19 protein-coding genes are annotated in these 22584 nt (G+C 69.0%); 6 read left to right on the forward strand and 13 right to left on the reverse strand.

Going from position 1 to position 22584, the window contains the following annotated elements; genetic code table 11:
• Positions 1 to 149: 149 nt before the first annotated feature.
• Together RV986_RS19840 and RV986_RS19845 are read left to right on the forward strand one after the other, a co-directional pair.
• Positions 150 to 1025: a helix-turn-helix domain-containing protein gene (locus tag RV986_RS19840; RefSeq protein WP_475918698.1), complete on the forward strand. Its 876-nt coding sequence runs from the start codon at positions 150 to 152 to the stop codon at positions 1023 to 1025.
• Entirely contained in the window at positions 1022 to 1294 is a 273-nt protein-coding gene (locus RV986_RS19845; RefSeq protein ID WP_475918699.1) for a DUF397 domain-containing protein, read from the forward strand. Before RV986_RS19840 ends, RV986_RS19845 begins: the two co-directional genes overlap by 4 nt.
• Before the next feature lie 155 nt (positions 1295 to 1449).
• Here the strand turns inward: RV986_RS19845 and RV986_RS19850 are convergent, their stop codons facing one another.
• The 12 genes from RV986_RS19850 to RV986_RS19905 form a co-directional block, all read right to left on the reverse strand.
• Positions 1450 to 2292 carry a sortase family protein gene (locus RV986_RS19850; protein ID WP_475918700.1) on the reverse strand — a complete coding sequence of 281 codons (843 nt, stop codon included), beginning with the start codon at positions 2290 to 2292 and terminating at the stop codon, positions 1450 to 1452.
• A 93-nt stretch (positions 2293 to 2385) separates the two neighbouring features.
• Positions 2386 to 3405 carry a hypothetical protein gene (locus tag RV986_RS19855; protein ID WP_475918701.1) on the reverse strand — a complete coding sequence of 340 codons (1020 nt, stop codon included), beginning with the start codon at positions 3403 to 3405 and terminating at the stop codon, positions 2386 to 2388.
• A gap of 148 nt (positions 3406 to 3553) precedes the next feature.
• Entirely contained in the window at positions 3554 to 4549 is a 996-nt protein-coding gene (locus tag RV986_RS19860) for a hypothetical protein (protein WP_475918702.1), read from the reverse strand.
• Between the two features lie 61 nt (positions 4550 to 4610).
• Positions 4611 to 5510 carry a phosphate ABC transporter ATP-binding protein gene (locus RV986_RS19865; protein WP_475918703.1) on the reverse strand — a complete coding sequence of 300 codons (900 nt, stop codon included), beginning with the start codon at positions 5508 to 5510 and terminating at the stop codon, positions 4611 to 4613.
• A 21-nt stretch (positions 5511 to 5531) separates the two neighbouring features.
• Positions 5532 to 6473 carry a sortase gene (locus RV986_RS19870; RefSeq protein ID WP_475918704.1) on the reverse strand — a complete coding sequence of 314 codons (942 nt, stop codon included), beginning with the start codon at positions 6471 to 6473 and terminating at the stop codon, positions 5532 to 5534.
• 87 nt (positions 6474 to 6560) lie between these two features.
• Positions 6561 to 7712, reverse strand: coding sequence for an Ig-like domain-containing protein (locus RV986_RS19875; protein ID WP_475918705.1), 1152 nt, complete (start codon positions 7710 to 7712; stop codon positions 6561 to 6563).
• 422 nt (positions 7713 to 8134) lie between these two features.
• The gene (locus RV986_RS19880; protein WP_475918706.1) at positions 8135 to 9124 is read right to left on the reverse strand and encodes a hypothetical protein; all 990 of its coding nucleotides are present in this window, start codon (positions 9122 to 9124) and stop codon (positions 8135 to 8137) included.
• Positions 9125 to 9294: 170 nt separating this feature from the next.
• A complete protein-coding gene (locus tag RV986_RS19885; RefSeq protein ID WP_475918707.1) occupies positions 9295 to 11736 on the reverse strand; it encodes a hypothetical protein in 2442 nt (813 codons plus the stop codon).
• Positions 11737 to 11774: 38 nt separating this feature from the next.
• Positions 11775 to 13520 (reverse strand): phosphate ABC transporter substrate-binding protein PstS, encoded by a 1746-nt coding sequence (gene pstS, locus RV986_RS19890; RefSeq protein WP_475918708.1) that lies wholly within the window; start codon positions 13518 to 13520, stop codon positions 11775 to 11777.
• The gene (gene pstA / locus RV986_RS19895) at positions 13517 to 14833 is read right to left on the reverse strand and encodes a phosphate ABC transporter permease PstA (protein WP_475918709.1); all 1317 of its coding nucleotides are present in this window, start codon (positions 14831 to 14833) and stop codon (positions 13517 to 13519) included. Before pstA ends, pstS begins: the two co-directional genes overlap by 4 nt.
• A gap of 14 nt (positions 14834 to 14847) precedes the next feature.
• Positions 14848 to 15789: a phosphate ABC transporter permease subunit PstC gene (pstC, locus tag RV986_RS19900; protein WP_475918710.1), complete on the reverse strand. Its 942-nt coding sequence runs from the start codon at positions 15787 to 15789 to the stop codon at positions 14848 to 14850.
• 260 nt (positions 15790 to 16049) lie between these two features.
• Positions 16050 to 16322, reverse strand: a complete 273-nt coding sequence (locus tag RV986_RS19905; RefSeq protein WP_475918711.1) for a hypothetical protein — start codon at positions 16320 to 16322, stop codon at positions 16050 to 16052.
• Between the two features lie 609 nt (positions 16323 to 16931).
• Here RV986_RS19905 and RV986_RS19910 point away from each other — a divergent pair.
• Positions 16932 to 17693 carry a DUF5707 domain-containing protein gene (locus tag RV986_RS19910; RefSeq protein ID WP_475918712.1) on the forward strand — a complete coding sequence of 254 codons (762 nt, stop codon included), beginning with the start codon at positions 16932 to 16934 and terminating at the stop codon, positions 17691 to 17693.
• 193 nt (positions 17694 to 17886) lie between these two features.
• Here the strand turns inward: RV986_RS19910 and RV986_RS19915 are convergent, their stop codons facing one another.
• Positions 17887 to 18528, reverse strand: coding sequence for a PH domain-containing protein (locus RV986_RS19915; RefSeq protein WP_475918713.1), 642 nt, complete (start codon positions 18526 to 18528; stop codon positions 17887 to 17889).
• Between the two features lie 666 nt (positions 18529 to 19194).
• Here RV986_RS19915 and deoC point away from each other — a divergent pair.
• The 3 genes from deoC to RV986_RS19930 are packed head-to-tail and all read left to right on the forward strand — an operon-like array spanning position 19195 to position 22539.
• Positions 19195 to 20154: a deoxyribose-phosphate aldolase gene (deoC, locus tag RV986_RS19920; RefSeq protein ID WP_475924341.1), complete on the forward strand. Its 960-nt coding sequence runs from the start codon at positions 19195 to 19197 to the stop codon at positions 20152 to 20154.
• 5 nt (positions 20155 to 20159) lie between these two features.
• Entirely contained in the window at positions 20160 to 21638 is a 1479-nt protein-coding gene (locus tag RV986_RS19925; RefSeq protein WP_475918714.1) for an aldehyde dehydrogenase family protein, read from the forward strand.
• Positions 21631 to 22539: an aldehyde dehydrogenase family protein gene (locus RV986_RS19930; protein WP_475918715.1), complete on the forward strand. Its 909-nt coding sequence runs from the start codon at positions 21631 to 21633 to the stop codon at positions 22537 to 22539. Before RV986_RS19925 ends, RV986_RS19930 begins: the two co-directional genes overlap by 8 nt.
• Positions 22540 to 22584: the final 45 nt, after the last annotated feature.

Here is a 22584-nt window from a genome sequence, read left to right on the forward strand (position 1 = left end):
TGAGCGTGGCGGTGCATGCCTACCGTGAACAGTGACGATGCCGATGCGTAGGGTGACCGTCCGGAGAATGTCCGCTGTTGTCCGGGCTGTCGGAACCTGCCCTACGGGTAAGGGCGTTGCGGCCGAGCGGTACGACGGAGGGGTGTGGCATGTCGGTGAACGGCGAGGTACGACGGCTCAAGGGTGAGGCGGACGAGACGGGGTGGGAGGTCGACCCGGACGACGACTGGGGCGTTGCGGTCGTGGCCACGGTGGGGCGGCAGTTGAAGCTGCGGCGGGAGGCGGTGGGGATGCGGACCGCCGAGTTCGGCACGGCGGTGGGGTACGGGGAGGATCTGGTTTACAAGATCGAGGGCGGGAAGCGGATTCCCCGGCCCGAGCATCTGGACAGGGCGGACGACGTGTTGGGGGCGGGAGGGTTGCTCTCGGCGATGAAGGAGGATGTGGCGAAGGTTCGGTATCCGAAGAAGGTTCGGGACCTGGCGCAGATGGAGGCCAAAGCGGTTGAGCTTCAGCTCTACGATCCGCTGAACATTCACGGGTTGCTGCAGACGCCGGAGTACGCACGGGCGCTGCTTCTGATGCGGCGCCCCTCCTACACCGGGGACGAGGTGGAGCGGTTCATCGCCGCGCGCGTGGCCCGCAAGGCCGTCTTCGAACGGGATCCGGCGCCTGAGATCAGTTTCGTCCTGGAGGAGTGGACGCTGCGACGTCCGCTCGGAGGGAGGGCGGCATTGTGCCGCCAGCTCGAACATCTGGTTGAGGCAGGACAGTTGAGGAACGTCGAGCTTCAAGTGATGCTGATGGACCGCGAGGAGCACGCGGGTGTAGACGGCGGGATCGATGTGCTGAAGTTCCAGGACGGCTCGGCGGTGGGACGCTCTCCAGCGGTGGCCAACGGCCGTCCACTCTCCGAGCCGAGGCACCTCCGTATCCTGGAATTGCGGTATGGCATCATCCGGGCGCAGGCTCTCACCCCACGTGAGTCCATGGCCTTCGTCGAACAACTGCTGGGGGAAACATGATCCGCAAGACCTCGGCCGGGGGCCCCTCCGACCTGGCATGGTTCAAGAGCAGCTACAGCAGCGGCAGCGAAGCCGACTCCTGCGTGGAAGTGGCACTGGACTGGTTCAAGAGCAGTTACAGCAGCGGCAGCGAAGGCGACTCCTGCGTCGAGATCGCCACCACCCCCGCCACAGTCCACGTCCGCGACTCCAAGAACGTCGAAGGTCCCCGACTGGCGCTCGCGCCTGGCGCCTGGGCGCACTTCGTGACGTACGCGTCGGAAGGCTGACGCGTCAGAAGGCCGCCGAGGCCGACCACCAAGCCGTCCACGGCACGCCGTCGAGCAGCGTGCCGTCCATGGGACACCGAAGCTGGTGACAGGACCGCCGTCGCTGTTCTTCTTCTCTTCCGACATCCCGTGCTCCCTCCGGTGACGGCTACGCCTCACACCCGCATGAGGTAGCTGAAGCCCGTGTTCGGGCCGACGCAGGACTGGAGCGTGAGGTCGCCCCAGTACAGGCCCTGGGACGGGGTGCCGCGGCCGGGGCTGACGTAGTGGGCGTACACGCGGTACTCGAACGTACCGCGTGGCGTCGTGGCCGTGACGACGGAGCCCACGGGCAGCTTGGCGAACCGCTCGAAGCCGCCGCAATAGTCGTGGCCGACGACGACGGCGGTGCGCAGCGCGTAGCCGTCCTCCGTCGTCCCGAGGTCGGGCCCCGCCCACTGCACGGCGTCACGGCACGCGTCCACCTCCTCCTGCCCACCGCGTACGACCCGGGCCGACCAGGAGCCGATGCGCAGGGTGGTCGAACCGTCCGGGCTGCGCCGGCCGAACGTCTCGGCACCGGCCCCGGCCGACGGCTCCGGCGACGCCTTTACGGGTGTGGGGCTGGGGCGCGGCGACGCGGACGGGGGTGGGGTGCGCGACAGGTCCGGGAGCTTCGTCGTCGACGACGCGGTGGGCCTGCCGGGAGAGGGCGAGGGCTCCGGGGCGGGGCTGCGGGGCGGTGGCGTGGCGGTGGGAGCGGGTTCGGGCGTGAGGGGGCGGGCCGAGGTCCCGAGTGCTGTGGGCTCGGCCGGGTCCGGGGCCGGGGCCGCCCGCTCGGCGGACGGGACGGACGCGGGCGGGGCCGCCAGGCCCTTGTCGGGCGCTCCGGGGACGGCGCAGCCGGCGAGGGCGACGGAAGCAGCAGTGGCGACAGCGGCCAGGACGGCCGCGGTACGGGCCGTCGCCGTCGTGCGGCGGGAACGTCTCTCGGTCGTTGCGCGGAGGGTGCGTTTCATGCGGCGCATCCCTTCCTGTGGTCGGTGGTGCGGGCCGGGCACTCGGGCGGGAGTGCCCGGCCGTGACACGGGATCAGCGGGATCGGACGACGCTCACGACCACAGGCCGCCCGTGAGCGTGGTCGCACCGCAGTTGGCGATGGGGAGGAAGCCGTAGGTCTGGATGGTGGCGGACGCCCGGCACACGTCCGACGTGCTCCCCACAAGCGCCTCGGCGATCGCAGCGTCGTTCAGCCCGGTCGACCGGACGACGTTGTAGACGTCGCGGGAGAAGGCGTAGTTCGGGTTGATCGCGAGCGTGGTGCCCGTGCCGGTGGTGGCGGTCTGGCCGTCGATGCCGCGCAGACGGGTCTCACCACGACGGTTCGGTACGTCCGAGAAGCCCTTGCCCTGGGAGATCCACTGGGCGACCGAGTACGGCATGAGCTGGTTGGCGGCGGTGATCGCTTGACCGTTGTTCGGCTGGATGGTCTGGTCGACGCACGCGCCCGGCGTGGTGACACGGAGGTAGTCCAGCCAGAGATGCCAGGTGCCCGTTCCGTCGAACGGCAGCAGCGGCTGCACCGCGTGCACGCCCGTGCCGTCCGTGTAGGTGCAGTTCGTGTAGATGTCCTTCAGCTGCAGCCTCGTCAGGTTGGTCGGCAGGGTGCTGCCCAGGTCGGTGGCGTAGGTGAGGGCGTCCCGGGCGAACGGGATGTAGGTGAGGTCGGGACCGGGCAGCCTCGGACCGCGCGAGGAGCGGGCGATGTCGATGCAGGTGGACCCGCCGAAGTAGATGTCGTCGGACAGCCGGTCGATACCGTTCGTGGAGCCGTTCGTGGACGAGCGGGTGTATGAGCAGCCCGGGGTCGTCGCCGGGTCCTTGGTGTCGAACGGTTGACTGGCGGCGGCGTTCCACGACGAGATGATCTTGGCCCCGCCGGCGTTCACGACGTCGGTGCCGTTGGCGAGACCGTTCATGACGTCCTGTGTGGTGTCCGAGCCGACGGCCGACAGGATGCGGTAGTCGGTGAACGAGCTGGGGTCGGCCGACGCGGGCGCGGCCAGAGCGCCCAGGCCGAGGGCCGCTGCGCCGAGGACGGCTCCGAATCGGGCGCGAGACGAAACGTTCACTTCCGGACTCCTTGGTCTACTGGGCTTCATGAGCGGGGCGGTCAGGTGGCTCTGAAGGGCGAGTGACGTGGGGGTGCGGGCAGTGGGTGCCGGGCCGGGCACTTGGTGGTGCCCGGCTGCGGCGGGGGAGCGAGATGGCGGTCAGCAGCTACCGGTTACCCGTGAGGGTGGTGGCACCACAGTTGGGCACGGTCCGGAAGCCGTAGTCCATGATGGTGGCGGTTGCGGCGCACACCTTCGAGCCGGCACCGACGAAGGTCTCGCCGATGACGGAGGCGGTGAGCCTGGCGGTCGGGACGACGTTGTACACGTCGATGAGACTGACGAAGTCCGGGTTGACGGCGAGCGAGGTGCCCGCGCCGATGAACGGGGATGTGCCTTCGATGCTGCGCGGACGCGAGGCACCCCGCCGGTTCGGGACGTCCGAGAAGCCCTTGCCCTGAGAGATCCACTGCGCCACCGAATACGGCATGAGCTGGTTGGGCTTGGTGATCGCCGTGCCATCGTTCGACTGGACGCCGTAGGTGACGCAGGAGCCGAGTTCGAGCTCGCTCACACCAATGGACCGCAGGAAGGCCAACGTGTCGCCGAGAGCCGGATACGGCAACAGCGGCTCCACGTCCGGGATCCGGCTCGGCGCGCAGGTATAGAGGTCCCTCAACTGCTGCTTCGTCAGGTTGGTCGGCACGGTGCTGCCCAGGTCGGTGGCATAGGTGACGCCGTCCTTGGCGTAAGGGATGAAAGTGAGACTCGAACCCTGCGCGGCCGGGCCGCGTGTGGAGCGGGCGAAGTCGATGCAGTTGGTACCGGCGGTGATGTCGGCGTTCAACGCGTCGATACCGGCCGTGTCGCCGTTCGGGCGGGCGACGCTGTTACATCCGGTCGCCTTGGTCTTCATCGTGGCGGAGCCGAGGGCATTCCACGACGCGATGACCTTGCCGTTGGTGTTCGTGACGACGTTACCCAGACCGTTCATCACATACTGCGTCGTGTCCGAACCGACACCCGCCAGCTGACGGTAGTCAGTGATCGGGTTCGGGTCCGCCGAGGCCGGGACGGCCAGGGCGCTCAAGGCGAGAGTCGTGGCGCCGGCTAACGCGCCGACCTTGATACGCGTCTTGAGATTCACGGTGAACTCCTTCACATGGGCGGGCTGCTCGAACTGGAACCGCACACTGGAAGTGCGATGTGTCTGGCCGACGCGCCTATCCGAAGCGTCCGTTCACGTAGTCCGTCGTGCGCGGATCCTGCGGGTTGTTGAACATCGCGTCCGTGGTGCCGTGTTCGACGATGCCGCCGGGGGTGCCCTGCTCGGCGAGGAAGAACGCGCACTGGTCGGAGACGCGGGCGGCCTGCTGCATGTTGTGGGTGACGATCACGATGGTGACCTCTTCGGACAGCTCGTGGATCGTCTCCTCGATGCGCCGCGTCGAGGTCGGGTCCAGCGCCGAGCACGGCTCGTCCATGAGCAGCACCCGCGGTCGTACGGCCAGCGAGCGCGCGATGCACAGCCGCTGCTGCTGGCCGCCGGAGAGCGCGCCGCCGGGCTGCCGCAGCCGGTCCCGGACCTCTTTCCACAGGCCCGCCTTCGTCAGGCACTCCTCGACGAGCCAGTCCTTGCTCTCACGGCCGGCCTTGATGCCGCCGAGCTTCAGGCCGGCGGTGACGTTGTCGTAGATCGACATCGCCGGGAAGGGGTTCGGCTTCTGGAAGACCATGCCGATCTGGCGGCGGGCGTGGGTGATGCGGCGGCCGCGGTCGTAGATGTCCTCACCGTCGAGCAGCACCCGGCCCGCGAGGGAGGCGGAGCCGATCAGTTCGTGCATGCGGTTGAGGATCCGCAGGAACGTGGACTTGCCGCAGCCGGACGGGCCGATGAGCGCGGTCACCTTGCGGGCGGGCATGGTGAGCGATACGTGCTCCAGGACCTTGTGGTCGCCGAACCAGGCCGAGATGGAGTCGGCCTCCAGGGTGGCCGGGTTGCTCTCGCCGGGACCGGTACCGGCACTCGCACGCGCACCGGCAGGCCTGCCCGCCTTCGCGCTCGCCATCTTCACCGTCGGGTCGAAGATCTCGTCGACGAGCGTCGGGTTCGTGTCGGACATGATGGTTGAACTCCTAGTCGGTCAGAGCAGGTTGGGCAGCAGGCGGGTGGCGGCGCCGGAGACGGCGAGGCCGAGGGCGGCCAGTACGGGCACACCGACGACCCAGGTCTGCCAGCGGCCCCACACGCGGTACGCGGCCATGGTGAGCAGGGCCGCGCCGAGCAGAGCCTGCGACCAGAGGAAGACCGGGAGCCAGGCCGCGTTCTCGGTGCCCAGGGCCTGCTCGGACTCGTCGATCCAGCCGAGCGCCAGCGGGCGGGGCGGGGCGGGCTGTACGTCACTCGTCAGGGTCGCGTCCACGCGGAGGGTGCCGGAGGGCGTGTAGGGCGCGCCGTCGGCGGTGATGAGCGTGAGCCGGCCCTCGCCCTCCTTGAGCGTGGGCGGCAGCGGGTCGCCCTTCCGGCGGATGGAGGAGACCTTGTAGGTGGCCGTGCCCTGACCCGTCGTCAGCCGGATCTCGGTACCCAGGGGCAGCTGGTGCAGGTCGTTGAACGGGCTGCCGTACCCCCACTGGCGGCCCATGAGCACGCTGGTGCCGGCCTGACCCGGCAGCGGGGTGTCCCGGCGGTGGCCGGGGCCGGACATCAGCACCCCGGAGGTGGTGCCCTCCCCCACGACCTCCTTCAGGCCCAGCGCCGGAATGCGCAGCAGGGCGACGGGCGCGCCCGGCTCCAGCATCTTGCCGTCGTACGTCTGCTGGCCCACCGGTGCGACACCGACCGCGAGTTGACGGCGGAACTCGTCGTACGCGGTCTGCTGGTCCCGCGCGTGCTGGAGGTGACCCACGATGGTGAGGTTGGCGGCGAAGCCGAGCAGCAGCGCGGCGAGCACGCACAGCGCGGCCCCGGCGAACGCGAAGCCGGGGCGCTCGACCCGCGGCGGCCCCGAGGCGGGCTTGGGCTCGGGTGCAGGCGCCGGCACCGGCGGCGCATCGGCCGGCGGGGGCGGGGACAACACGGTCACGGGGAGCGCTCCTGTGGAGAGGTGTGTGGTGGAGAAACGGAGGCGCGGGCGGCGGGGTGGGGGCCCGCCGCCCGTGCTCCCGAGCTGTTACGAGCGGGGCTCGCCGAACTTCAGCAGGCCCTCGCGGCGGCCGTACCGTACGGCGAAGACGCCGGCCGTGACGAGGATGACGGCGCCGAGGCCGGAGAACAGCGCGATCTCGCTGCCGGTGGAGGCGAGGCCGCCGGTCGGCGAGGTCCCGCCGGAGGTGGAGTCGCCGCCGGTGCTGCTGCCACCGGTGCTGCTGCCACCGGTGGTGGTTCCGGACGTGGTGCCGGACGAGTCACCGGAAGAGTCGTCGGTCGGGCTACTGCTGGAATCGTCCGTGGGCTCGTCCGTCGTGGTGCCGGTCGGGCTCGGTGACGGGGAGTCGGAGGACGGTTCGGCGACGGTGAACTGCACCGCACTTAGGTGGTTGTCCGCACCGCCGTTGCAGATCGGGTCATAGTTCCAGCTGGTCTGCCCCGCCACCGCGTCGTCCGGCACGGTCAGAGTGGGCCAGGTCACCGTTCCGCTCGCGTCAGCCGTCCCGTCGGGGAATTTGGTGTCGTTGTGGAACATGACCATCGAATACTTGGCGTTCGGCTGGCATCCGCGGGCGATGACCTTCACCGTCTGGCCGCGCTTCAGCTCGGGGTTGACAGCCAGGAGTTGTCCCGAGTCGTCGCGCATCTCGAACCTCGGCAACTGCACGGTCACCAGGAAAGGCGCGGATTCCGAGGCTCCCCACTCAGCGGTGTTCGCAGGGGTGAAACGCGCTGTGATGTGGTGCTGTCCTTCGGACAGCGTCGATGTCTTGAGCTCGGCCTTCCCACTGGCCACGGTGGCCTGACCCAGCGTTGTCCCGCCCTCCAGGAAGGTGACCGTGCCGGCCACTTCCACCGGCGACATCGTCGCGGTGAGCGTTGTCTCCTTGTTGGGCTCGATCACGGAAGGAGCGGCGGTCAGCGCGACCTGGGTGGCCTTCGCACCCTCGCCGACCACCCAGTTGTCCCCGGTGACCGTGATCTTCTGGGTCCAGTAGTTACCGTCGGGGTGTGTGCCGCCGAAATCATCGAGGCACACCAACCGGAGTTCGTACGTGCCATCGGAGGTAAAGATCTCCGACGGGTTCTTGAGCCCCAGATCGGGATTGTCCGCCGCTGCCAAAGAAGCCGACTTGGCCGCATCGTAGGGCGACGCGCTCGTGATCGAAGCCATCACGGGGTCCGACCCACCGCCCGGCTTAACCACCGAAAGACTAAGGGTGTAGTTGATGGGGATTGCCACAACTACGTTGCCGTTGTCGTCCTTGACCTCGTAGTCGGGGCACGCTGCCGGTGTCGAGAGGGACGGGCCGAACGGCGCCGCATCGCTGAGCTTGCCACTGCTGGATGCGAAGGTGAATTCCCCCATGGACGCCGCCGCCCGAGCAGGCTGGGACTGGGACACGACCAGAGCCACAAGGCCCAGGGCGAGTATGGCGCAGGCGGCCAGGATTGCGCCCGCTCTTCGGAATGGATGTAGCAGGGTCACGGCTATGCCCCCCGGGGGACGGTTGACGGATTACAGGGACAGCGCGTGCGGCCGGGCACCTGGAGAGGTGCCCGGCCTTCACGCGAGGATCAGACGACGGTCATCGATTACCGCTCGGCCTTGATGGAGGTGTCACCGCAGTTGGTGAGGGTGCCGAAGCCGTAGTTGGCGATGACGGTGCCGCTGGAGCAGACCTTCGAGGTGGAGCCGACGAAGGTCTCGGCAACGACGGAGTCGGCGAGCTTGGCGGTCGGGACGACGTTGTAGACGTTCCGGAGGAAGCCGGCGTCGAAGGCCGCGTTGAGCGCGAGCGCGGTGCCCGAGCCCGTGGTGGGGGCAGTGCCGTTGATGTTGCGCAGACGCGTCGTACCACGACGGTTCGGGACGTCCGAGAAGCCCCTGCCCTGGGCGATCCACTGAGCGATCGAGTACGGCATGATCTGGTTGCCGTTGGTGACCGCCAGGCCGTTGTGCTCCTGGATGGTCTGGTCGACGCAGGAGCCGATCTGCGCCTCGGTGATCCCGACGGCCGACAGCCAGAAGGAGCGGGTGCCGGAACCGGACTGCGGCAGCAGCGGCTGCGCGCTCGGGAACTCGGTGGAGTTGCACTCGTAGATCGCGGCCAGCTGCGCCTTCGTCAGGTTCGTCGGCAGCGTGCTGCCCAGGGCGGTGGCGAAGGTGACACCGTCCTTGGCGTACGGGATGAAGGTGAGGTCCGTGGTGCTGGTGTCCGCCGGGCCGCGCGAGGAGCGGGCGAAGTCGATGCAGTTGGTGCCGGCGGTGATGTCGGCGTTCAGCGCGTTGATACCGTTCGAGGAGCCGTCCGGGCGGGCGACGCTGTCACAGCCGGTCGCCTTGGTCTTGACGGTGGTGGTGCCGGTGGCGTTCCACGAAGCGATGATCTTGCCGCTGGCGTTCGTGACGGAGTCACCGATGCCGTTCATGACGTACTGCGTGGTGTCCGAACCGACACCAGCCAGCTGACGGTAGTCAGTGATCGGGTTCGGGTCCGCCGACGCCGGGGAGGCCAGGATGCCGAGACCGAGAGCCGCGACACCGAAAGCAGCGCCGACCTTGGCGCGAGACTTGACGTTCACTTCTGAACCCCTTGGTTTCTGGTTTTCGAAGGCTGGCCGTTCGAGCTGAATCCGGATTTTTTTGCTGCCGACCCGTCGGTCGGCCACCGCAAACAATTCCAGGGTTTCCACCAGATGACCAACCAATTCCCCATGAGGGAAAGGTTACGGGCAGGCTTCCTAGGTGTCTCCTAGGGAGTCCGGCGCTGCGCGAAGTGCAGCATTATCGGACCTGACAGTCCTGCCGCCCCGCCCACGAACAGGACGACGAGAAGAACCCAGCGGATAATTCCCAGAATCTCTCCGGGGGTGAATGTGTCCTTGGATTCCGCGACATTCTGTTGCGGCCCGGAGGAGGGTGGCGCGGAGCCGTTCACGGCAGCGGAATCCGAAGGCGACGGACTGGTGCCGGCACCGCCTGTTCCGCCCGTTCCGCCCGTTCCACCGGCGGACACTCCGCCGGTGTCCGCGCCGGAGGAAGTTCCTCCGGTGTCGGCTCCGACTCCCCCCGTGTCACCTTGGTTCGACCCGTCGGACGCAGGATCGGTCACGGATTCGCCGCGCTCCAGGGCGTCGGCGGCGGTCTTGGCCTGCGTCCGCTGCTTGGCCGACAACGGCGCGTAACCGAAGGGCAGCTGGCCTGCCGACGCGCCGAGCGTCTGGCCCGATCCCGCGACGTACCTGATGAACTTCGCGTACGACTCGCGGACCTTCGCGTCCTGGTTCACCGAGGCCGCGGCGTAGGCCACTGCCGTCAGGGGATATGCCTGTCCCTTGGCTCGCGCCGGGTCGGGCTTGAGCACCGTGGGGTCCCCGGACGACGGCTGCATGGTCGCGACGTCCGCCGTGAGTGTGGCGGCCGAGGGCTTCACGAAGTTGCCGTCCGCGTTGCGCAGAGCCGCTGTCGTCAACCCGTAACGCTCCGCCGACGCGGCGTCGACGATCGCCATGACCGCCCGCTTGCCCGACATGGGGGCGTCATTGATGAGCCTGGTCGGGGTCTGGCTGTCTCCCACCTGATACTGGATGGTGCGAGTGTTGTTGCCCCGGCGGGTTCGCAGGGCCCCGTCGTGCAGGTCGGCCGTGTACGGGTCCAGGTCGGTGATCGTGTAGTTGAGAGGCGGGGTTCCGTTGCCGAGGGACGGCGACGTCGTCGGGTCCACCTTGGGGTAATCAGTCAGCGAAGTGTTCTCTGCCAAGTTCAGGTCCTGGAAGTTGGGATTCACCCGCATGCCCCAGCGATCTTTCGTCCCGGAGAGGAATTCCCGGGCGTCCTTGTCCGACTGGAGCCAGTTCCAGACAATCCGCGTGGTGTCGGAGCTCTGCAGCGGGACCATGAGGCTCCTCAGCTGGCGGCTACTCAGCACAGGAAATCCCGGATTCAACTCCTTGAATTCCGGATCCTCATTGAGGGCAAGGCTATTTCCCTTCAAATGATCGGGGACAGCGCCCAGCGTTACATCATTCACATAGGAATGAGTGAGCATCTTCGCCACAAGCCTCGGATTCAGATTCATTCCCTGTACCACGCCGGACGGGCCTTCTATGAAGAACGCGATCGCCAGCCCGGACACCGCCACCGGCGCGTGCACGACCTTGGATCCGTCTTCCGGCTGGGTGACTGGGTCGACGGTGAAGCCCAGCAGGGGCGAATCGTCCGTCGTGCTCAGCACCTGGTTCCTGGCCTCCTCCTCCCCGCCCTGGGTGAAGGCGAACGTGCTCCCCGTGGACGAGCACAGCTTCGGCTGCCAGGAGGTGACGGCGTCCGTCACCAGTTCGGAGCCGGCCGTGGGCCGCTCCGGCTGGCCTTCCGGGCAATAGGCCTCGCTCGGCAGGAAGTCCAGTCGGACGACCATCCGCTGAGCCCAGTTCGTCGCTGACAGTGGCGAGGTCTGAAGATTGTGAGTGCGGCTGCCACCCGGATTCGTGACATCCGTGCCGTCGGCGTCGTGGGTGCCGCGTGGCACGATGACCAGCCAGCACGACCGCGGAACGGGGGTACTGCCGGTGGGCGCCTTATTCGCGCCACACCCGAGGTGGGGCGCCTCGAGCGCGTCCTGTGCCTCGAAGGTCACCTCCCCCGTACCGTCGGCGAAAGTACGGTTGGCGACCTGCTCATTCGTGTCCAGCGGACCGAAGTAGGTCGGATCCTTGGTGGACTTGGTGGGCGGGAGGTTACCGACAGGGCGGAAAGGAACGAATGCGTTGGCACCCGTGTACTGCGTCTCACCCGGGTCGGTGGCCTCCCCGCCACTCTTGGCGTCCACTGTCCGGTACGTGGTGAAGTTGCCCGGGACCACGGCAGAGTTCGTGTCCGTTTCGCCGAATACGCACTGATCCCGATCGGGCCCGGCCGGATCGTCCCCCCAACACTGCATGATCTGCAGGTAGTTGTAATCGAACCTGTCCGCCGGCGTCGGCGCCCCCCCTTCCCAGCTGACCCGCACCCCCTGCGACCGCAGGTTCTTCGTCTGATGGACGGTCACCTTCAGCCTGGAGAAGTCGTCGATGCCCTTCTTCCCCGTCACCGTCACCGCGGAGTCCTCCGCCGTGCCGTCCGCCGCGGCGGCGGACGTGGTGGCGGACGGCAGCGGGAGCAGGGCCAGGACCAGCGCGGCCAGCAGCGCGCTCACGGCGGCGATGACACGGCGCCGCGATCTCGTTGTGGCGGTCATGCCGCACCCCCGGTCCGGCGGCGGGCCCGGTTGGACATCATGCGCCCGATCAGCGGTGGTCCGACGACGATGCCGATCAGCAGCACCGCCGACAGCGCCATCAGAGCCGTACGCAGACCGAGGGCGTCGCCCGTGCCGAGGGAGACCGGGCTGGCGACGACCGAGGTGTCGCCGGTGCCGCCGCCGCTGGTGCTGAGCACCTGGCCGGTGTCGGGGTCGACCACGGTCCCTGCCGTCGTCGTCCCGCCCGTACCGCCGGTGCTGCCCGCCGTGCCACTACCGCCGGTGGTGGTGGCGCCGGTCGCACCCGCGGAACCCGAGCCGCCCGTCGAACCGGAGCCGCCGGTCGTGCCCGAGCCGCCGGTCGTACCGGAGCCGCCCGAGGCGGAGCTGCCGCCGGACGTACCGGAGCCGCTCGGCGAGGTGGGCTGCTTGGCGCCGCCGGTGCCGGTGGCGCACTGGTCCGCGCCCTTCTTGTCGCACGCCGCGGGGTGCGGGGCGTTCTTGGCGAGGAGGTTCTTCCCGTCGCTGGAGAACGTCGGGTTGTTGCAGTTCTTGATGTTGATGTTCTCCGCCACGGCGCCGGGGATCTTGCGCACCTGGTCCATGGCCGCCGTCACCAGGTTGATCGGCAGCGGCGAGTAACCGAGCCGGTCGGCCAGCTGCTGGCCCTCGCAGAGGAAGTAGTTGTTGAACGCGCTCAGCGTGGCGCCCTTGGCCTTGGTGAAGCCCATCTCCTCCTTGGTCGGGACGATCATGTAGCTGTAGCTGGACAGGGGGTAGGTGCGGTCGTCCCCGTACGTGTAGACCCCGTCCAGCTTCTGGGTGAGGTAGTCCGCCGAGCGCGAGTCGTTGTTGATCTGTGCCCGGGTCAGGGCGACGGCCACGCTGGAGGCGGTCGGCTCGACGTAGTAGCCCGCCGAGTTGAGGACCTTGACCACCGGGAAGCCCGCGTTCCTGGCGTACGAGTACTCGACGTAGGTGATGGCGCCCTCGGCCTGGGGCTGCTTGGTGTAGCCCGCGACGCCGAGCGAGCCGGACTGGGCGACGAAGCCGGAGCCGGCGATGTTCGGGAAGTACGACGTCAGACCGCAGGGCGTGGGCTTGCCCGCCCGGCGGCAGTAGTCGTTCCACAGCGAGCTGTGCTGGTTGGACATCCACAGGGTGAACTGCGCGGTCGTACCCGAGCCGTCGGAGCGGATGACCGGGACGATCCGGCGGGCGGGGAGGGCCAGCTTGGGGTTGTCCGCCTTGATCTCCGGTGCGTTCCACATCGTGAGCTTGCCGGTGAAGATCTTGGCGAGGACGTCCCCGGACAGCCGGAGGTTGGTGACCCTGTTGCCGCCGATCTTCAAGTTGTACATGAACGACGTACCGCCTGCCACGATCGGCATGTAGGCGTACTTCCGCTGCGGCGGAGTGTCCGTCGTGCCGAACTCCTTGAGGCCGTACGGGATCTCGGACACACCGAAGTCGGAGGTGCCGTTCGCGAACTGGGTACGGCCGACCGACGAGCCCACCGACGCGTAGTTCACGGTCATGCCCTGCTGGCGCACGTTGCGGCGCCACTGCTCGATGGCGTTGGCGCTCCAGGTCGAGCCGGAGCCACTGATCTTCACGTAGGTGACCGCGAAGGCACCTGGCGGATGGATGGCCATGAGCGCGCAGACCAGTGCGACGACCAGCGCCAGCGCCTGGTACACACGCACGCTGCGTGGACGACGGACGGGTGCGGATATCACGGGGTGCTCCTCGTCGATGCGGGACTGGTCGAGGCGGGACCGGCCGGCGGCCGGTCGGCGGGTGCGTACGCGGCGAAGCGCTGCGCGTCACGGCGGGATGCCCTCACCCGGCGGTGTTCCTGGCGGCGGGTCAGCTTGCCCGGTCCGCGGCCGCCGACGATGCGGGCCGCGACGAACAGGACGAGCACCAGCACCAGGAGCACCGCCGCGGCGCCGAAGCCGCGGGCGATGTAGGTGGGCTCGGGGGACTTGACGAGTTCGAAGGCCTCCAGCGGCAGCGACACCATCGGGTCGTGCAGCGGATTGGTGTTGAGCTCCGCGGTGAAACCGGCGGTCAGCAGGACCGGCGAGGTCTCGCCCACCCCGCGTGCGGTGCCCAGGATGACCGCCGTGGTCAGCCCGGACCGGGAGGTCGGGAGGACCACGTGCCAGACCGTGCGCCACCGCGAGGTGCCGAGCGCGTAGGACGCCTCGCGCAGCGTGCCGGGGACCAGCCGGATCACCACGTCCGACGCGCGGATGATGATCGGCAGCATCATCACGGAGATCGCGAGCCCGGCGGCGAGGCCGTTCTGGCCGGAGCCGAGGCTCAGGATGATGGTCGCGTAGATGAACAGGCCCGCCACGATGGACGGCAACGCTGTCATCGCCTCGACGATGGTGCGCACGAACCGGCTGAAGGCGCCCGGGATCTCGTTGAGGAAGACCGCGCACACCAGCCCGGTCGGTATGCAGATCAGCAGCGCGATGGAGATCTGCCACAGCGTGCCGACGATCGCGTGCAGGATGCCGCCGACGCTGAGGGGTTCGACCGGGCCCGCGTCGGCCATCGACTGGGTGTAGAAGTTCAGGTGCGGCAGCGCGTCACGGCCCTCGTAGAGGGTGTAGACGACCACGAAGCCCAGCGCGGTCAGCATCACCAGACCGAGGCTCTGGACGATCACCGCGGCCACGCGGTCGCGGACCGCGGGTCCGTCCTCGTCGAAGGAGACCAGCAGCGCGTACACGCCGATGAAGAGCACGTAGGCGATGACGAGGAAGCCCAGCGTGCCGTTGAAGGGCAGCAGCCGGTCGAACATCAGCCAGGTGACGGCGAGGGACGCGGCGCCGGCGCCGAGCATGGCGTACACGTCGGTGGCGCGCAGCGTGGAGAGGTTGCGGCGCGAGTCTCCGCGCGTTGAACTGCCGCCTGGCCGGCGTCCGGGCAGGTGGGTGGCCGGGGCCGGGTCCGGCGTCTTCGGGGGACCCGCGGGGCTCGGCTCGGCCTCCGGCCCCTGGTCGCCGGGCGGGCTCTGTGGAGCGGTGACGGTCATCGGGCTCGGTCTCCTCAGGAGTCGCTCGTCGCGCCGGAACGGCTGCGGGCGACGATCGACGAAGCGGCGAAGTTGACCACGAGGGTCATCAGGAAGAGCGCGAGGCCGGCGGCCATCAGCGCCGACATGCCCATGGGGCTCGCCTCGCCGTAACGCAGGGCGATCAGGGACGAGACCGAGCTGGTGCCGTTCTGCAGGATGTGCGGCTGGATCACGAACACCGGCGAGATGATCATGAATACGGCGATGGTCTCACCGAGCGCCCGGCCCAGGCCCAGCATGGTGCCGCCGATCATGCCGCCCTTGCCGAAGGGCAGGACGACACTGCGGATCATGCCCCAGCGGTTGGCACCGAGCGCGTACGCCCCCTCCCGCTCGCCGACCGGAGCCTGCGAGAACACCTCCCGCACCACCGAGCAGATGATCGGCGCGACCATCAGGGACACGACGATGCCCGCGATGAAGGTGGAGGAGGTGTAGACCGTCGCGGTGGCGAGCGGGTCGTTCGGATCGGCGCCGTCGACCTTGAAGAGGGGGATCCAGCCGAAGTAGGTCGAGATCCAGCGGGACAGGGTGACCACGTGCCCCTGGAAGAAGAACAGGCCCCACAGGCCGTAGACGACCGACGGCACGGCCGCCATCAGGTCCACGATGCTGATGAGGGTCTGGCGGATCCGCGGCGGCGCGTACTCGGAGATGTACAGCGCGGTGCCGAGTGCCAGCGGTACGGCGCACACGATGGCGACCGCGGCGATCAGCACCGTTCCGACGAGGACCGCGGCGATGCCGAAGTGGCCGCCCTCGGGGTCCCAGTCCTCGGTGGTGACGAAGTCCCATTTCGCGATCGACAGCGCCTGCCAGGCCCGGTAGGTGAGGAAGCCGCCGACGAGCAGCATGATCGAGAGGACCAGGCCGCCGCCGCCGCGCAGGATGCCCCTGAAGACGCGGTCGGGCACACCCTGATCGGGATGCAGGCGTCTCGGAGGGTCGTCCGCCGGTGCCGCGGATCGCTCAAACATTCGCGTTGTCACATGGGACGACACTCCTGACGCGTGATGGACGGACGCACACACGAACGTGAACGAGACGCCCCCGAGGGGCAACTTCCGGTGTTGACGTGAACGCGGCGACAGGAGAACGCGTGAGGGGCTGGAGTCCACCGATGTGGCGGACCCCAGCCCCTCACGTGCACGGTCGAGCCGTCAGCCCGGTCCGCTCATTCGACGTCGTCCCACGGAATCAACCCATCTGATCCGAGCCCGGCCAGGAGGGCCCGGAAACGTTCATAGGCGGCCTGGCATGTCGAGTGCCGCTCGTAGGCACGCGAGGACACGGCCACGACGCCGCCGGCGCTGTCACGCAGCCGCCAGACCCATCCACTGCCTTCCGCGGTGTGGTGCACCGCGCCAGGTAATTTCGCGATGTCGGCGCACAGCCGCTCGAACGCGGCACGGCACTCGCCGTAGTTCCGGTACGTCCTTGCGGCCACGGCGATCACCCGCCCGTTCGTGGCGGTGAGCCGCCACGAGTAAGTGCCATCTGCACCTATGTCTATTTGGCAGCGCGTGCCCGGTACGGCCGCGCCCCCCATTCTTGCCGCCATCCATCCCCACTCCTGTTTCCCCACATCAGGAAACCGCACGAGTCGGCGCGGATTCGTCGGTCATGCGGCACACGCAGATTAGTGAGGCCAAAGAGAAACTTGATCCACATATGGATCACATTTCACGTGAAGGTTGCCCCTCGTTCACGCGACAGACCATCAGGTCACCTCAAGAGTGGGCGAACTCCCCGACGCGTCGGCGGGGTACCACCCCCGGGACGCCCGCCCTCCCGGCCCGCCACGAAGAGGGGCGGTACACGTAGGTGGCCGCCAGGTCCGCTGAAATTTGAATCGAATTTCCCCTTCGGTTTTCCACGGAATCGGCGCACCCGATATTCGCACGCATTCCCTTCGCCAGGAAATCTGGGCCCGTTTCGCCCTCATGCGGAAACGTTCCGAAATCTCGCGGCAACGAGTACGCTGCACACGTCAATTCAAGCCTGCCGGTGAGAAATTGACCGGCCGCGGCATTTACATTGGGGAATTCGCATGCGTATGAGCTCAGCTGTCGCCGCTGCGTGTGGCGTCGTCGCCCTGTCCGCCCTCACCGTTCCGGCCGCGCACGCGGACGAGAGGTACGGCGACACCGACATCACCGGCGTGGTCGTCAACGACGGCAACCCCGTCGTCGTCGGCACCGGTGCGAGAACCGTGACCGTCAAGGTCACCGCGACCGACCCGTCCGGCCTCCAGCAGGTCAACGCCACGCTTTACCACGGTTCCTTCAGCGCCCCGGACAGCACCGTGGCCTCGGCGGCGGCCTGCGGCCCGACGACCGACACCACGACCACCTGCACCCTGACCTTCACCCTGACCCCCGGCACCGCCCCGGCCAACGACTCGCTGGCCGGCAGCTGGAACCTCAGCGCCTACGCGATCGCTCCCGACAGCGACGCCGTGTTCCTCGACAGCGCGGCCACCGTCAGCGTGCTGCGCGACAGCCAGGTGACCGTCGACACCACCCCCAAGCCGGTGAAGTGGGGCCACGTCCTCACCGTCACGGGCGGCGTACGGAACGCGGACTGGGCGACCGGCGCGTCCGTCGGCGCCGAGGCCGGCCAGCCGGTGAGCCTGCAGTTCCGCCCGCGGGGCAGCAGCACGTACTGCACGCTCAAGACCGTGCGGACCGCTGCCGACGGCACCCTCTCCACCGCCGTCCGCGCGTACTCCGACGGCTACTACCGCTGGTCCTACGCCGGCACGGCCGGCACCGCGGCCGCGGTCTCCGCGGGCGCCTTCGTCAACGTGGTGGGCTGACCTCCGAGCGAGCGGCGCCGGGCACCCCTCACGGGCACCCCGGCGCCGAACGGCCCGCCGCACGCGAGCGGCCTCCCGCCGCGCGGGACGGTGAGCACGGGCGGCTCCCCGCCGTACGGAACGGTGAACACGGGCGGCTCCCCGCCGTACAGGACGGTGAACACGGGCGGCTCCCCGCCGTACCGCCCTGGCGTCACCCCACCGCCAGCAGGATCGCCAGGACCACGGCCCCGGCGAGCGCGGGACCCATGACCTCGTACGCCCAGCGCACGCTCACCTCGCCCTGCGCGCCCTCCGCGGCGGCCCGAGCCTCGGCGAGTTCACGCAGGTCGTCCATAATCTGGTCGTACTGGGCACGCGAGGGCTGGGTCGTCACCGCGGGCGTACGCCTGCCGCTGTCGGCCGCCGGGCCCCGGGCCGACCGCTTGGCCACGCGCTTGCGGGCGCGCAGGGAGACCGGGATCGCCCAGAGCTGGAACTTGGTGCCGTCCTTGGTGACGACCTCGTTGGAGTACCCGGAGCGCAGGGAGGCGACCGTGCTCCAGGGCAGCACGATGACGCGGAACGGGTTACGGATGCGCAGCCGGTCCTCGTTCGCGTAGACGGCGGGGCGCAGGGTGAAGGCGCCCACCAGCGGGACCACGAGGATCATTGCGGCGAGGGCCAGCCAGGGGGTGCGGCCGTGTCCCGAGACCAGCGCGTCGATGCCGAGCCAGCCGGTGATGGCGAGCAGCAGGACGCCGCCCGCGATGCCGGCGGGTGACCGGTAGATCCGGTCCTTCGACTCGGGTCGCGAGGCGTCCGGCACGGGTGGCTGGTGATCCGGGGTCGTCATGCCCCCGATTCTGCCCGACGCCCCCTGAACACTTCTTTCACCCCCGCCGCTCCCCACCCGCCCTGGATTGTTCGACTACGCGTGAGCGGGTACTGGTCGCACAGTTCCCCCCCCCCCCCCCCCCCCCCCCCCCCCCGCCCCTGAGGCCGGGGCTGCGCCCCGAATGCCCCGCCCGCCCCAGTTTCTTTGACCGCGGACCGGTGGGGGCTTGTCGCGCAGTTCCCCGCGCCCCTAAGGCCGGAGCTGCGCCCCGGATCCCCCACCCACCCGAATACGTTCGGCTGCCCGCCGGTGGGGGCTTGTCGCGCAGTTCCCCGCGCCCCTGAGGCCGGAGCTGCGCCCCGGACTCCCCGCCCACCCGGAGACGTTCGGCTGACCGCCGGTGGGGGCTTGTCGCGCAGTTCCCCGCGCCCCCGGCACGCGCCACTCAGCCCGTCCGGCGTTTGAGGACGAGGCCGTTCAGGCCGAACGGGGGTCTGGGGGCGGAGCCCCCAGGTACAGGATGATGGGGGTCCCCCCTGCTCGAGCGAAGCCGAGAGCTTGGGGGAGGGTAGGGGCGGCGGGGGCGAAAATCCCGGCCCGCGCTCCCCCACACACACCCACCCCCCACACCCACCCCCGGGGCTGTACAGCCGCTACGCGCGTAGATATGCTCGGCTGGTGACCATGCCCACCACTTCACCCGCTGCACACTCGCTCACGGACGTGACCGCGTCCGACAGCACGCTGCGCCGCTTCCTCCACGGGCTGCCCGGCGTCGACACGGTCGGCCTGGAGGCGCGCGCCGCCTCGCTCGGCACTCGTTCCATCAAGACCACCGCGAAGGCGTACGCCATCGACCTCGCCATCTCGATGGTCGACCTGACGACGCTGGAAGGCGCGGACACCCCGGGCAAGGTCCGGGCGCTCGGCGCCAAGGCGGTCCACCCCGACCCCACGGACCGTACGACGCCCACCACCGCGGCCGTCTGCGTGTACCCCGACATGGTGGCCACCGCCAGGGAAGCCGTCACCGGCTCCGGCGTGAAGGTCGCCTCGGTCGCGACCGCCTTCCCGGCCGGCCGTGCCGCGCTCGACGTGAAGCTCGCCGACGTACGCGAAGCGGTCTCCGCGGGCGCCGACGAGATCGACATGGTCATCGACCGCGGAGCGTTCCTCGCGGGCAAGTACCTGAAGGTGTACGACGAGATCACCGCCGTGAAGGAGGCCTGCGGGACCAGCGCCCGCCTGAAGGTCATCTTCGAGACCGGCGAGCTGTCGACGTACGACAACATCCGCCGCGCGAGCTGGCTCGGCATGCTGGCCGGCGCGGACTTCATCAAGACCTCGACCGGCAAGGTCGCCGTCAACGCGACCCCGGCCAACACGCTCCTCATGCTGGAGGCGGTCCGCGACTTCCGCGCCCAGACCGGCGTCCAGGTCGGCGTGAAGCCCGCCGGCGGCATCCGCACCACCAAGGACGCCATCAAATTCCTGGTAGTGGTGAACGAGACGGCGGGCGCGGACTGGCTGGACAACCACTGGTTCCGCTTCGGCGCGTCCTCGCTCCTGAACGACCTGCTGATGCAGCGTCAGAAGCTGGCCACCGGCCGCTACTCCGGCCCCGACTACGTGACGGTGGACTGATCACCATGGCATCCGCATCCACAGCCGCATCCACAGCCGCATCTGCAGCCGCGTCCGCTTTCGCGTACGCGCCGGCGCCCGAGTCCCGCTCCGTCGTCGACATCGCGCCCTCCTACGGCCTGTTCATCGACGGCGAGTTCACCGAGGCGGCGGACGGCAAGGTCTTCAAGACCGTCTCCCCCTCCACCGAAGAGGTCCTGTCCGAGATCGCCCAGGCGGGCGAGGCGGACGTCGAGCGCGCGGTGAAGGCCGCCCGCAAGGCCTTCGAGAAGTGGTCGGCGCTGCCCGGCTCCGAGCGCGCCAAGTACCTGTTCCGCATCGCCCGGATCATCCAGGAACGCAGCCGCGAACTGGCCGTCCTGGAAACCCTGGACAACGGCAAGCCCATCAAGGAGACGAGGGACGCCGACCTCCCCCTCGTAGCCGCGCACTTCTTCTACTACGCGGGCTGGGCCGACAAGCTCGACCACGCCGGCTTCGGCGCCGACCCACGGCCGCTGGGCGTCGCGGGCCAGGTCATCCCCTGGAACTTCCCCCTCCTGATGCTGGCGTGGAAGATCGCCCCGGCGCTCGCCACCGGCAACACGGTCGTCCTCAAGCCCGCCGAGACGACCCCCCTCTCCGCCCTGTTCTTCGCGGACATCTGCCGCCAGGCGGGCCTGCCCAAGGGTGTCGTCAACATCCTTCCGGGGTACGGCGACGCGGGCGCCGCGCTCATCGCGCACCCGGACGTCAACAAGGTCGCCTTCACCGGCTCCACGGCCGTCGGCAAGGAGATCGCGCGCACCGTCGCGGGCTCCCACAAGAAGCTCACCCTCGAACTCGGCGGCAAGGGCGCGAACATCGTCTTCGACGACGCCCCCATCGACCAGGCCGTCGAAGGCGTCGTCACCGGCATCTTCTTCAACCAGGGCCAGGTCTGCTGCGCGGGCTCCCGTCTCCTCGTCCAGGAGTCGATCCACGACGAGCTGCTGGACTCGCTCAAGCGCCGCCTGTCCACCCTCCGCCTCGGCGATCCCCTGGACAAGAACACGGACATCGGCGCGATCAACTCCGCCGAGCAGCTGTCCCGTATCACCTCGCTCGTCGAGCAGGGCGAGGCCGAGGGCGCCGAGCGCTGGTCCCCGGCCTGCGAACTCCCCTCCGCCGGCTACTGGTTCGCCCCGACGCTCTTCACGAACGTCACCCAGGCGCACACCATCGCCCGCGACGAGATCTTCGGCCCGGTCCTGTCCGTTCTCACGTTCCGGACCCCCGACGAGGCCGTCGCCAAGGCCAACAACTCCCAGTACGGCCTCTCCGCCGGCATCTGGACCGAGAAGGGCTCCCGGATCCTGGCCGTCGCGAGCAAACTGCGCGCGGGCGTCATCTGGTCCAACACGTTCAACAAGTTCGACCCGACCTCGCCGTTCGGCGGTTACAAGGAGTCGGGCTTCGGCCGCGAGGGCGGCCGTCACGGCCTGGAGGCGTACCTCGATGTCTGAGAAGACCGACAAGAGCGAGCAGCAGCGACTGAGCGTCTTCAAGACCTACAAGCTGTACGTGGGCGGGAAGTTCCCGCGTTCCGAGAGCGGCCGGGTGTACGAGGTGACGGACTCCAAGGGCAAGTGGCTGGCCAACGCGCCCCTCTCCTCCCGCAAGGACGCCCGCGACGCGGTGGTCGCCGCCCGTAAGGCGTTCGGCGGCTGGTCCGGCGCGACGGCGTACAACCGCGGTCAGATCCTCTACCGCGTCGCCGAGATGCTGGAGGGCCGCAAGGACCAGTTCGTGCGCGAGGTCGCGGACGCGGAGGGCCTGTCGAAGTCGAAGGCGGCGGCCGTCGTGGACGCGGCGATCGACCGCTGGGTCTGGTACGCGGGCTGGACCGACAAGATCGCCCAGGTGGTGGGCGGCGGCAACCCGGTCGCGGGCCCGTTCTTCAACCTCTCCACCCCGGAGCCGACCGGCGTCGTCACCGTCCTCGCCCCCCAGGACTCGTCCTTCCTGGGTCTGGTCTCGGTGATCGCCCCGGTGATCGCGACCGGCAACACGGTGATCGTGATCGCGAGCGAGAAGTCCCCGCTCCCGGCGCTGTCACTGGGCGAGGTGCTGGCGACCTCCGACCTTCCGGGCGGTGTCGTCAACGTCCTCTCCGGAAAGACGGCGGAGATCGCGGCGCCCCTCGCCTCCCACCAGGACGTCAACGCGATCGACCTCGCGGGCGCGGACGACGTACTGGCGAAGGAGCTGGAGATCGCGGCGGCCGACAATCTGAAGCGAGTCGTCCGTCCACAGCCTGTGGATTATTCACGGACCCCCGGCATCGAGCGCCTGACGGCCTTCCTGGAGACGAAGACGGTCTGGCACCCGACGGGCGCGCTCGGCGCCTCCGGCTCGTCCTACTGAGCGGTTCGCCCCTACTGAGTGGTTCCCCGCTACCGAGTGGTTCCC

Source organism: Streptomyces sp. RLA012 (assembly GCF_056270325.1).

What these genes read in the sequence shown, in the direction of transcription:
- RV986_RS19910 (WP_475918712.1), top strand. Translation starts at nt 16,932, where the DNA reads ATGAGCTCAGCTGTCGCCGCTGCGTGTGGCGTCGTCGCCCTGTCCGCC.
- RV986_RS19850 (WP_475918700.1), bottom strand. Translation starts at nt 2,292, where the DNA reads ATGAAACGCACCCTCCGCGCAACGACCGAGAGACGTTCCCGCCGCACG.
- RV986_RS19865 (WP_475918703.1), bottom strand. Translation starts at nt 5,510, where the DNA reads ATGTCCGACACGAACCCGACGCTCGTCGACGAGATCTTCGACCCGACG.
- deoC (WP_475924341.1), top strand. Translation starts at nt 19,195, where the DNA reads ATGCCCACCACTTCACCCGCTGCACACTCGCTCACGGACGTGACCGCG.
- RV986_RS19840 (WP_475918698.1), top strand. Translation starts at nt 150, where the DNA reads ATGTCGGTGAACGGCGAGGTACGACGGCTCAAGGGTGAGGCGGACGAG.
- RV986_RS19930 (WP_475918715.1), top strand. Translation starts at nt 21,631, where the DNA reads ATGTCTGAGAAGACCGACAAGAGCGAGCAGCAGCGACTGAGCGTCTTC.
- RV986_RS19915 (WP_475918713.1), bottom strand. Translation starts at nt 18,528, where the DNA reads ATGACGACCCCGGATCACCAGCCACCCGTGCCGGACGCCTCGCGACCC.
- pstA (WP_475918709.1), bottom strand. Translation starts at nt 14,833, where the DNA reads ATGACCGTCACCGCTCCACAGAGCCCGCCCGGCGACCAGGGGCCGGAG.
- RV986_RS19925 (WP_475918714.1), top strand. Translation starts at nt 20,160, where the DNA reads ATGGCATCCGCATCCACAGCCGCATCCACAGCCGCATCTGCAGCCGCG.
- RV986_RS19875 (WP_475918705.1), bottom strand. Translation starts at nt 7,712, where the DNA reads ATGGCTTCGATCACGAGCGCGTCGCCCTACGATGCGGCCAAGTCGGCT.
- RV986_RS19845 (WP_475918699.1), top strand. Translation starts at nt 1,022, where the DNA reads ATGATCCGCAAGACCTCGGCCGGGGGCCCCTCCGACCTGGCATGGTTC.